We start from the raw sequence: 11,825 nt of genomic DNA, 5'->3' as shown, positions 1-11,825 counted from the left end.
CTGCGGGAGTCGGCATTTTTGTTTTCAGCGCGGGTGTATGCTCAATCCAGTCAACAGGCATAAGGATGGCTTATGAAAATAGTAATCGCACCGGACTCGTACAAGGAGAGTTTGAGTGCTCTTGAAGTGGCGACGGCAATCGAGCAGGGATTTCGCGAGATTTTCCCCGACGCGCACTACGTCAAACTGCCCGTTGCCGACGGCGGCGAAGGGACGGTGGAGGCGATGGTCGCAGCCACACAGGGCGGTATTATCAAGGTGCGGGTCACGGGCCCCTTAGGCGAAAACGCGGAAGGGTTCTACGGCTTATCCGGCGACGAGCAGAGCGCATTCATTGAAATGGCGGCGGCGAGCGGCCTGGAGATGGTGGCGCCTTCCTTACGCAATCCGTTAAAAACCACTTCATGGGGGACAGGCGAACTGATTCGCCACGCCCTTGATGCAGGCGTTAAACACATCATCATCGGCATCGGCGGCAGCGCCACCAACGACGGCGGAGCCGGAATGGTGCAGGCACTCGGTGCGAAGCTGCTGGATGCCGAAGATAATCCTATTGGCATGGGCGGCGGCGAGCTGGAGAAACTTGCGCGGATTGATATCAGCGAGCTGGATACCCGCCTGGCTAACTGTCGCATTGAAGTGGCCTGCGACGTAACCAATCCCCTGACGGGCAAAGAAGGGGCATCGGCGGTGTTTGGCCCGCAAAAAGGGGCGACGCCGGAGATGATCGCCCGGCTCGATGATTCTCTGGCCCATTACGCGAAAATAATCTCCCGCGACCTGGATATCGACGTCCTCAATCTGGAAGGTGGCGGGGCAGCTGGCGGAATGGGCGCAGCGCTGTATGCGTTTTGCGGCGCAGAATTGCGTCAGGGCATTGAGATTGTCACCGATGCGCTGCATCTGGATAACCACGTCGCCGATGCAGACCTGGTGATCACCGGCGAAGGACGCATCGACAGCCAGACGATCCATGGCAAAGTTCCCGTCGGCGTGGCGAAAGTCGCCAAACGTTACAACAAGCCGGTTATCGGAATTGCGGGCAGCCTGACGGCGGATGTCGGCGTGGTACATGAGCACGGTATCGACGCGGTATTCAGCGTGATTTACACCGTCTGTACGCTGGAAGAGGCGCTGAAAAATGCAGAAGAGAATGTGCGGATGGCAGCGCGGAATATTGCTGCAGTGTTGAAAATTGGCATGAGCGCGTAGTTTTTCCTGGCCCTCTCTCACACGGAGAGGGCCGGGCAGATGGGCTAAATAAGAAAACTACCCCCCTAATACTTTCCTCGCTTCCCGCGTCACATTATCCATCTCATCCAGCAACTCGAGAAACTCCGGCTCCAGCTCAGATTCCGTTGTGCCCGAGCGCAGCTGCTGTTCCAGCAAATGACAAAGGCTTTTCAGACGCGGAACCCCGCTGTAGCTGCAGCTACCGTGCAGTTTATGGATCGCTTCGAGGAGATCGTCCGGGTGTTCCCCGACCAGCTGTTCTTCCACTTTGTTACGGATTTCCGGCAGGAACGCGACCAGCATTTGCAGCATTTCGCGTGCCAGATCGGGTTTCCCGGCCGCCTGACGCAGCGCCAGCTGCCAGTCGAGCGTGGCGTTCGGGTTTACGCTGAACTCTGCCGGTTCTGGCGTTGCTAAAGACACTCCGGTCGCGAAGCCCGGTTTATAGCGCAGCAGCAGGCTGTGCAGCTTCTCTTCATCGATCGGTTTAGCCAGATAATCATTCATCCCGGCACTGAGCAGTTTCTCTTTTTGCCCGGCCATGGCGTGAGCGGTTACCGCGATCACCGGCGTCTGCTGTTGATGCGGCAACTGGCGAATCAGCTCACAGGCGCGGATGCCGTCCATGCCCGGCATCTGAATATCCATCAGGATCAGATCGAACTGCATCTGTTTGGCCTGTTCAACCGCCTGCGGGCCGCTGGTGCACAGCTCAACGTGATGTACCTGATCCTCCAGCAATACGCCGATGAGTTTCAGGTTAGCCGGATTGTCATCCACCGCCATCACGCTCATGGGCAGCTTGTGATCGTCACTCGAGACAGGGATCGCCTGATGATTAATGCGGCAGTATTCCGTCAGCGCAGGCAGCAGGCGCGTGGCGGTAAGGGGCTTTAACAGACAGGCGGCGGCACCGTCATTTTTCAGCTCTTCCGCGTTAAGCTGCGCGTGGCACGGCAAAGCCAGGAGCAGGTAATCGGTCATCGATGCGGCCTTCGCCAGCCGCTCCTGCTGCATGGTCAGCTCACCGGTGAACGTCACGGGAATGCCCATCAGCAGAATATCGTAATGGTCGACTGCCAGCGCCGAGAATGTCGGGCTGTAAATCACCTCCAGCGGCGTGGTGCTGAGCACATCCAACGTGCTCTGCGCGGCTGCGGCGTTGGGTTCGATATAGGCCAGACGCTTGCCGCGCAGGCAATCCGTCATCGGTCCGTCCGTCACCACGTTCGGGTTCAGATCGAGATTAATATGGAACCAGAAGGTCGAGCCGCGATTCGGCTGGCTGTGGAAGGAGATATCGCCGCCCATCTCTTTCACCAGTTTCTGGGTGATCACCAGCCCCAGACCTGTCCCGCCGTGGCGACGCGAGATGCTGGCATCAGCCTGCCGGAACGCCTGGAACAGCCGCGACTGATCGCGCTCGGGAATACCAATGCCCGTATCGCGTATCTGCACCTCGATCTGCACTTTGTTATTGCTTATCGCCCGGCGCTCAACCAGCACATCGATGTTGCCGCTCTCGGTAAATTTGATCGCGTTGCCCACCAGGTTAGTGATCACCTGCTGCAGGCGCAGAGGATCGCCGATGACGTTATCCGGCACGTCGTTTTTGATGTTCAGCGTTAGCTCAAGGCCTTTGTCATGGGAAGAGTGGGCCAAAAGAGTGACCACCTCATCCAGCGTACTGCGCAGCGGGAAGGGAATACTTTCGAGGATGAGCTTGCCTGCCTCAAGCTTGGAGAAGTCGAGTACGTCGTTAATGATCGCCAGCAGGTTATTGGCGGAACGCTCGATGGTGTGCAGGTGATCGCGCTGAGTAGGATTAAGCTCCGATTTGAGCGTCAGGCGGGTAAAGCCAATCACCCCGTTCAGCGGCGTACGCAGCTCGTGGGACATATTCGCCAGGAACTCCGATTTGATACGCGCCGCTTCCTGGGCGCGTTTCTTCGCCAGATCCAGCTCGACGTTCTGGATCTCCATCTGCTCTAAGGTTTCGCGCAGATCGGAGGTTGCCTGGTCGACGTTGTGTTGCATCTCTTCGTGATAAGCCGCCAGCGACATTGCCATCGAGTTGATGCCGTTTTTGAGCATATCCAGCTCGCCGAGCATAAACCCTTCAACGCGGCTATCGAGCTGCCCGCGACGGATACGGTCGACGGTGTTCACCATATTGCGAATCGGGCTGGTGACGTCACGCATCAATCGCCAGCCGAAAATCAGCGCAATACCGATACAGAACAGCATCATGACGCTGGAGATGAAAATTTCTTTGTACTGTTGCAGGCGCACTGACTTGAGATCCAACTCCAGTGCCACATATCCCAGTATATTATTACTGGCCTTGGCATCTGATATGGCCGATTCATCAGGTGAATAGCTTTCCGAGATAATGGGCGTACGCAGGATCATGATGTCGCCGCGTCGCACCACGCTCAGATGGCGCGGGAAAGGTGTACCGTCGGGGATTTTAAGCTCGCCGGGGTCGAGATGAAAATTCGACGTGACAAACAGCCGGTTATTCTCGTCATAGACCGAAATGGCGCGCACGATTTCTGAATGCCGACGATGCAAAACGCTGATTAACTGGCCGAGGGAATCACGGTTTTGCAGGTTCATGCCGTATTCGCTGGAGACGGCCAACGGTTCGATGATGCTGGCTCCCGCATCTTCCAGTTGACGCTGCAAGTCATTGTAACGGTGCACAACGAAGAAGATGCTCAGCAGCAAACCGATTAAAACGGTCGGGGCGAGGATCAAAATCATCATGCGCGCGCGCAGGCTGTAGTTGGTCATGGAGTTCCGTTATGGGACAATTAGAGTCATTATGTTTATTTGAGAAAATTCTCGGCAATGGCGCAATTCTACTCTGCAAAGCGACGCGTGACGACGCGTCAGATCATAACTGTTGATGTCACCGACCTTGACCCCTTCGGCCAGGGCGTTGCGCGTCATAATGGTAAGACGGTATTTATCCCCGGATTATTACCCACTGAGCGTGCCGAAGTCACCCTGACGGAAGACAAGAACAAGTTTGCTCGCGGCAAAGTGAAGCGTCGCCTTAATGATTGCGCGGAACGCACAGCGCCACGCTGCCCGCATTATGGCGTGTGCGGCGGCTGTCAGCAGCAGCATGCCAGCGTTGCCCTGCAACAGCGCAGCAAAAGCACCGCCCTGGCACGGCTTATCAAGCATGAGGTGAACGACATCATCGCCGGCGAGCCTTGGGGCTACCGCCGTCGCGCTCGTCTGAGCCTGAATTACCAGCCAAAAACGCAAAAGCTGGAGATGGGTTTTCGCAAGAGCAGCGCCAGTGACATTGTCGACGTGAATCAATGCCCCGTTTTGGTGCCCCGTCTTGAAGCATTGCTCCCGGACCTGCGCAACTGCCTGTCTGATCTACAGGGCGTGCGTTCGCTGGGGCATGTGGAACTGGTACTGGCCGATAACGGCCCGCTGATGGTGCTGCGTCACACGGCGCCACTTTCTGCCAAAGACCGCGAAAAACTGGAACGCTTTTCGCATTCTCACGAGCTGACGCTTTTTCTTGCGCCACAAAGCGAGATACTTGAGCAAGTTACAGGTGAAGCTCCCTGGTATCTGTCGGACGGGCTACGCTTAACGTTCAGTCCGCGCGACTTCATTCAGGTAAACGACGGCGTAAATCAGCAGATGGTCACCACCGCAATCGCGTGGCTGGATGTTCAGCCCGGTGACCGGGTACTGGATCTGTTTTGCGGGATGGGGAATTTCACCCTACCGCTTGCAAAACGGGCGGCCAGCGTTGTCGGCGTAGAAGGCGTCGAGGCGCTGGTGGCAAAAGGGCAGGAAAATGCGCAGCGCAACGCGTTGCACAATGTGACATTTTTTCATGAAAATCTGGAAGAAGATGTCACCCGGCAGCCGTGGGCAAAGCACGGTTTCGATAAAATCCTGCTCGATCCGGCTCGCGCCGGTGCGCCTGGCGTAATGCAGCATATAATTAAACTCGCGCCAAAACGCGTGGTCTATGTTTCCTGTAACCCGGCCACGCTCGCCCGCGACAGCGAGGCTTTATTGGGCGCGGGTTACCAGATTCAGCGTCTGGCAATGCTGGACATGTTCCCGCACACTGGGCATCTGGAATCAATGGTGTTGTTCGAGCAGAACTAACGAATTTCGGCTTGTCGAATTCGACAGGCCCTTGTCCCTAAAGGAGAGGACGATGGTTGCGGTAAGAAGTGCACATCTCAATAAAGCTGGTGAGTTTGACCCACAAAAATGGATCGCAAGTCTGGGGATTTCCAGCCAGCAGTCGTGTGAACGCTTAACCGAAACCTGGGCCTATTGTCTGCGCACAACGCAGGGACATGCCGATGCCGAACTGCTGTTGTGGCGCGGCATCGAGATGGTTGAAATCCTCTCCATGCTCAACATGGATCTCGAAACGCTGCAGGCCGCGCTGCTCTTCCCGCTGGCAGATGCCGAAGTGGTGAGCGAAGACGTGCTGCGTGACAGCGTCGGTAAACCGGTTGTGGCGCTTATCCACGGCGTGCGCGATATGGCCGCCATCCGACAGCTGAAAGCCGCCCAGACAGATTCCGTCTCCTCGGAACAGGTAGATAACGTCCGTCGCATGCTGCTCGCGATGGTGGATGATTTCCGCTGCGTGGTGATTAAGCTTGCCGAGCGCATCGCGCACCTGCGTGAAGTAAAAGACGCGCCGGAAGATGAACGCGTGCTGGCAGCGAAAGAGTGTACCAATATCTACGCGCCCCTCGCGAACCGCTTAGGTATCGGCCAGCTGAAATGGGAGCTTGAGGATTACTGCTTCCGTTACCTGCACCCGGCAGAATACAAACGTATTGCCAAACTGCTGCACGAACGCCGTATCGATCGTGAACACTATATCGACGAGTTCGTGGGCGGATTGCGCCAGTCGATGAAAGAAGAGAACGTGCGGGCGGAGGTCTATGGTCGTCCGAAGCACATCTATAGCATCTGGCGCAAAATGCAGAAAAAACATCTCGCTTTTGACGAGTTGTTCGACGTGCGTGCAGTGCGCATCGTTGCCGATCGCCTGCAGGACTGCTACGCCGCGCTGGGGATAGTGCATACTCACTTCCGCCATCTACCGGATGAGTTCGACGACTACGTGGCGAACCCTAAACCGAACGGTTACCAGTCGATTCATACGGTAGTGCTTGGGCCGGGCGGGAAAACGGTCGAGATTCAGATTCGTACCAAACAGATGCACGAAGACGCCGAGCTGGGCGTCGCGGCGCACTGGAAATACAAAGAAGGCCCATCCAGCGGAACGCGTACCGGCCATGAAGACCGCATTGCGTGGCTGCGTAAGCTGATTGCGTGGCAGGAAGAGATGGCCGACTCTGGCGAAATGCTCGACGAAGTGCGCAGCCAGGTCTTCGACGATCGGGTCTACGTCTTTACGCCAAAAGGCGACGTTGTCGATCTGCCTGCCGGGTCTACTCCTCTCGATTTTGCCTACCACATCCACAGCGACGTGGGGCATCGCTGCATCGGCGCGAAGATCGGCGGGCGCATCGTGCCCTTTACCTATCAGCTGCAGATGGGCGATCAGATTGAAATCATCACCCAGAAACAGCCAAACCCGAGCCGCGACTGGCTGAACCCGAACCTGGGGTATGTCACCACCAGCCGTGGACGCTCCAAAATTCACGCGTGGTTCCGTAAACAGGACCGCGACAAGAATATCCTCGCGGGCCGCCAGATCCTCGATGATGAGCTTGAGCATTTAGGTATCAGCATCAAAGAGGCGGAAAAACACCTGCTGCCGCGCTACAACTTCAATGAGCTTGATGAGCTGCTGGCAGCCATTGGCGGAGGCGATATTCGCCTCAACCAGATGGTGAACTTCCTGCAGTCTCAGTTTAACAAACCGAGCGCGGAGGAGCAGGATGCGGCGGCACTGAAACAGCTTCAGCAGAAAACCTATACTCCGCAGCATCGCAGCAAAGACAATGGCCGCGTGGTAGTGGAGGGCGTCGGCAATCTGATGCACCACATCGCTCGCTGCTGCCAGCCAATACCTGGCGATGATATCGTGGGCTTTATCACCCAAGGGCGCGGAATCTCCATTCACCGCTCCGACTGCGAACAGCTGGCAGAACTGCAGTCTCACGCACCAGAACGTATTGTGGATGCGGTGTGGGGCGAAAGCTATTCCGCGGGCTACTCGCTGGTGGTGCGTGTCACCGCCAACGATCGCAGCGGTTTGCTGCGCGATATCACCACCATCCTCGCCAACGAAAAGGTTAATGTCCTTGGCGTCGCCAGCCGCAGCGATACCCGCGAGCAGCTTGCGACTATCGATATGACTATCGAAATCTACAACCTGCAGGTGCTGGGCCGCGTGCTTGGCAAGCTGAATCAGGTGCCAGATGTGATTGACGCTCGACGTCTGCATGGCGGGTAAATTTACTCTTTGTTGGCCGGGTAACGCTTTGCTGTTACCCGGCTATCTTTACTTATCATGGATGTAAAAATGAACCAACTCGACCGCCTGCTCGGCATTATGAAACGTCTGCGTGACCCGGAAAACGGCTGTCCGTGGGATAAAGAGCAGACCTTCGCCACCATCGCCCCTTACACCCTCGAAGAAACCTACGAAGTGCTGGACGCTATCTCGCGCGAAGATTTTGACGATCTGCGCGGTGAACTGGGTGATCTCCTTTTCCAGGTGGTGTTTTATGCGCAGATGGCGCAGGAAGAGGGGCGCTTCGATTTTAATGATATCTGTGCCGCCATCAGCGACAAACTCGAACGTCGCCACCCGCATATTTTTGGCGACGCGACCGCTGGCAACAGTGAAGAAGTGCTGGTTCGCTGGGAGCAGATCAAAAGCGCTGAACGCGCTGAAAAAGCACAACATTCCGCGCTGGACGATATCCCCTTAAGTCTGCCGTCCCTGATGCGTGCGCATAAAATTCAGAAGCGTTGCTCCGCCGTGGGTTTTGACTGGACCTCTCTTGGCCCGGTGCTCGACAAAGTGTACGAAGAGATCGACGAAGTGATGGATGAAGCTAAGCAGGCGGTGGTGGATGAAGCTCGCCTGGAAGAGGAGATGGGCGATCTGCTGTTTGCCACGGTCAACCTCTCGCGCCATTTGGGCGTCAAAGCCGAAACCGCGCTGCAAAAAGCCAACCTCAAATTCGAACGTCGCTTCCGCGAAGTCGAGCGGATTGTTGCGGCACGAGGCCTGGAAATGACCGGCGTGGACCTCGATTTGATGGAAGAGGTGTGGCAGGAAGTAAAACGCCAGGAACATGATCTCTAACGGATTTTTGCGATCAAGCGCAATTTGTGTGATTTTTTAAATGACAAGCGCTTGATTTGCGTCAAAAACATTTACCCAAAAGGGGCTATTTTCTCACTCCCTATGTTTGTCAAAGCCTGAGACAGGAGACGGAGAATGAAAGTTTGTGGCGCTCGCCGTGTTCGGGTATACTACTTTCCCGTCTTGGTTATTCCATCGTTCCAACCTAACTTCTCAGGTTCAGCATGACAACGAACTATATTTTTGTGACCGGCGGGGTTGTATCCTCTCTGGGTAAAGGCATTGCCGCAGCCTCTCTCGCGGCCATTCTTGAAGCCCGTGGCCTCAATGTGACTATGATGAAACTGGATCCGTACATCAACGTCGATCCAGGCACCATGAGCCCAATCCAGCACGGCGAAGTGTTCGTTACCGAAGACGGCGCTGAAACCGATTTGGACTTAGGTCACTACGAGCGCTTCATCCGTACTAAAATGAGTCGCCGCAACAACTTCACCACGGGTCGTATCTACTCTGACGTTCTGCGTAAAGAACGCCGTGGCGATTACTTAGGCGCAACCGTTCAGGTTATCCCGCACATCACCAACGCTATCAAAGAGCGCATCATCGCAGGTGGCGAAGGTCACGACGTTGTGCTGGTTGAAATTGGCGGTACCGTGGGTGATATCGAATCCCTGCCATTCCTGGAAGCGATTCGTCAGTTGGCGGTTGATATTGGTCGTGAACACGCGCTGTTCATGCACCTGACGCTGGTGCCATACATGGCGGCAGCCGGTGAAGTGAAAACCAAACCGACGCAGCACTCCGTGAAAGAACTGCTCTCTATCGGTATCCAGCCGGATATCCTGATCTGCCGCTCCGATCGTGCCGTTCCGGCCAACGAGCGCGCGAAAATTGCATTGTTCTGTAACGTTGCTGAAAAGGCTGTGATTTCTCTGAAAGACGTCGATTCCATTTATAAAATCCCGGGCCTGTTGAAATCACAGGGTCTGGACGATTATATTTGTAAACGATTCAGCTTGAACTGTCCGGAAGCTAATCTGTCAGAATGGGAACAGGTTATCTACGAAGAAGCTAATCCGGCAGGCGAAGTGACTATCGGTATGGTCGGCAAGTATATTGAACTGCCGGATGCCTATAAGTCGGTTATCGAAGCGCTGAAACACGGTGGTCTGAAGAATCGCGTAACCGTTAACATCAAGCTGATTGATTCGCAGGATGTTGAAACGCGCGGTGTCGAAATTCTGAAAGATCTGGATGCTATTCTGATCCCTGGCGGCTTCGGCTACCGCGGTGTTGAAGGCAAGATCGCTACCGCACGCTTTGCGCGTGAAAACAATATTCCTTACCTCGGCATTTGCCTGGGTATGCAGGTTGCGTTGATCGAGTTCGCTCGTAACGTAGTCGGGATGGAAAACGCGAACTCTACGGAATTTGTGCCAGACTGTAAGTACCCTGTTGTGGCGCTTATTACAGAATGGCGTGATGAAGACGGCAACGTCGAAGTCCGTACTGAGAAGAGCGATCTGGGTGGCACGATGCGTCTTGGCGCTCAGGCTTGCCAGGTGTCTGACGATAGTCTGGTTCGCAAAATGTATGGTGCGCCAACCATCACTGAACGCCATCGTCACCGCTACGAAGTCAACAATATGCTGTTGAAACAAATCGAAGCTGCGGGTCTGCGTATCGCGGGCCGCTCCGGGGATGATCAGTTAGTCGAGATCATTGAGGTGCCAAACCATCCGTGGTTCGTCGCCTGTCAATTCCACCCGGAATTTACTTCAACGCCGCGTGACGGACATCCGCTGTTTGCAGGCTTTGTGAAAGCCGCGAGCGAATACCAGAAGCGTCAGGCGAAGTAAAAAAGTTAGAACGGCAACGCGTACCATCGGTACGCGTTGTTTGTCTGGAGTTTTAGTTTAACTTGTACTGAGGAAAATCTAATGTCCAAAATCGTTAAAGTCATCGGTCGTGAAATCATCGACTCCCGTGGTAACCCGACCGTTGAAGCCGAAGTTCACCTGGAAGGTGGTTTCGTCGGTATGGCAGCTGCTCCGTCAGGTGCTTCTACTGGTTCCCGCGAAGCGCTGGAACTGCGCGATGGCGACAAATCCCGTTTCCTGGGTAAAGGCGTAACCAAAGCTGTTGGCGCGGTTAACGGTCCTATCGCTCAGGCAATCCTTGGCAAAGACGCCAAAGACCAGGCTGGCATCGATAAAATCATGATCGACCTGGACGGTACTGAAAACAAATCTAACTTCGGTGCGAACGCAATCCTGGCTGTGTCTCTGGCTAACGCCAAAGCGGCTGCAGCGTCTAAAGGTCAGCCGCTGTATGAGCACATCGCTGAACTGAACGGCACCCCAGGCAAATACTCCATGCCAGTTCCGATGATGAACATCATCAACGGTGGTGAGCACGCGGACAACAACGTTGATATTCAGGAATTCATGATTCAGCCAGTTGGCGCGAAATCCCTGAAAGAAGCGGTTCGTATGGGTTCTGAAGTGTTCCACAACCTGGCTAAAGTTCTGAAAGCTAAAGGCATGAACACTGCTGTTGGTGACGAAGGTGGCTACGCGCCTAACCTGGGTTCTAACGCAGAAGCTCTGGCTGTTATCGCTGAAGCAGTAAAAGCAGCGGGCTACGAGCTGGGCACCGACATCACTCTGGCGATGGACTGTGCAGCATCTGAATTCTACAAAGACGGTAAATACGTTCTGGCTGGCGAAGGCAACAAAGCATTCTCCTCCGAAGAGTTCACTCACTTCCTGGAAGACCTGACCAAACAGTACCCAATCGTCTCTATCGAAGACGGTCTGGACGAATCTGACTGGGATGGTTTCGCATACCAGACTAAAGTTCTGGGCGACAAAATCCAGCTGGTTGGTGACGATCTGTTCGTAACCAACACCAAGATCCTGAAAGAAGGTATCGACAAAGGCATCGTTAACTCCATCCTGATCAAATTCAACCAGATCGGTTCTCTGACCGAAACTCTGGCTGCGATCAAAATGGCGAAAGACGCTGGCTACACTGCCGTTATCTCTCACCGTTCAGGCGAAACTGAAGACGCTACCATCGCTGACCTGGCTGTTGGTACCGCTGCAGGCCAGATCAAAACAGGTTCTATGAGCCGTTCTGATCGCGTAGCTAAATACAACCAGCTGATTCGTATCGAAGAAGCACTGGGCGAAAAAGCTCCGTACAACGGTCGTAAAGAGATCAAAGGTCAGTAATCTACTGAGCTTTCACTCTTAAGAAAAACCCGCTTCGGCGGGTTTTTTTATGTCTG

The 11,825-nt window shown here is 54.9% G+C and carries 7 protein-coding genes; 6 read left to right on the top strand and 1 reads right to left on the bottom strand.

Annotated elements, in window-relative coordinates; translation table 11 throughout:
- Positions 1–72: 72 nt before the first annotated feature.
- On the top strand, positions 73–1,212 hold the full coding sequence (locus C0560_RS16515; protein WP_248859084.1) for a glycerate kinase: 1,140 nt from the start codon (positions 73–75) through the stop codon (positions 1,210–1,212).
- A 57-nt stretch (positions 1,213–1,269) separates the two neighbouring features.
- Here C0560_RS16515 and barA read toward each other — a convergent pair whose 3' ends face one another.
- Positions 1,270–4,029 (bottom strand): two-component sensor histidine kinase BarA, encoded by a 2,760-nt coding sequence (gene barA, locus C0560_RS16510; protein WP_248859083.1) that lies wholly within the window; start codon positions 4,027–4,029, stop codon positions 1,270–1,272.
- Between the two features lie 57 nt (positions 4,030–4,086).
- Between barA and rlmD the strand changes: the two genes are divergently transcribed.
- The 5 genes from rlmD to eno all read left to right on the top strand — a co-directional run bounded on the left by rlmD (position 4,087) and on the right by eno (position 11,769).
- A complete protein-coding gene (gene rlmD, locus C0560_RS16505; RefSeq protein ID WP_248859082.1) occupies positions 4,087–5,385 on the top strand; it encodes a 23S rRNA (uracil(1939)-C(5))-methyltransferase RlmD in 1,299 nt (432 codons plus the stop codon).
- A 52-nt stretch (positions 5,386–5,437) separates the two neighbouring features.
- Entirely contained in the window at positions 5,438–7,669 is a 2,232-nt protein-coding gene (gene relA, locus C0560_RS16500; RefSeq protein WP_102104651.1) for a GTP diphosphokinase, read from the top strand.
- Positions 7,670–7,738: 69 nt separating this feature from the next.
- The gene (gene mazG / locus C0560_RS16495; RefSeq protein ID WP_123428666.1) at positions 7,739–8,530 is read left to right on the top strand and encodes a nucleoside triphosphate pyrophosphohydrolase; all 792 of its coding nucleotides are present in this window, start codon (positions 7,739–7,741) and stop codon (positions 8,528–8,530) included.
- Positions 8,531–8,754: 224 nt separating this feature from the next.
- A complete protein-coding gene (pyrG, locus tag C0560_RS16490) occupies positions 8,755–10,392 on the top strand; it encodes a glutamine hydrolyzing CTP synthase (protein WP_095283160.1) in 1,638 nt (545 codons plus the stop codon).
- Positions 10,393–10,473: 81 nt separating this feature from the next.
- Complete coding sequence (gene eno, locus C0560_RS16485; protein WP_100779120.1) at positions 10,474–11,769, top strand: phosphopyruvate hydratase; 1,296 nt, start codon at positions 10,474–10,476, stop codon at positions 11,767–11,769.
- Positions 11,770–11,825: the final 56 nt, after the last annotated feature.

Origin of the sequence: Lelliottia sp. AC1, from assembly GCF_023278595.1 — a bacterium.
Classification (GTDB): Bacteria; Pseudomonadota; Gammaproteobacteria; order Enterobacterales; family Enterobacteriaceae; genus Enterobacter; species Enterobacter nimipressuralis.
This window is presented reverse-complemented; position numbering and strand designations above follow the sequence as displayed.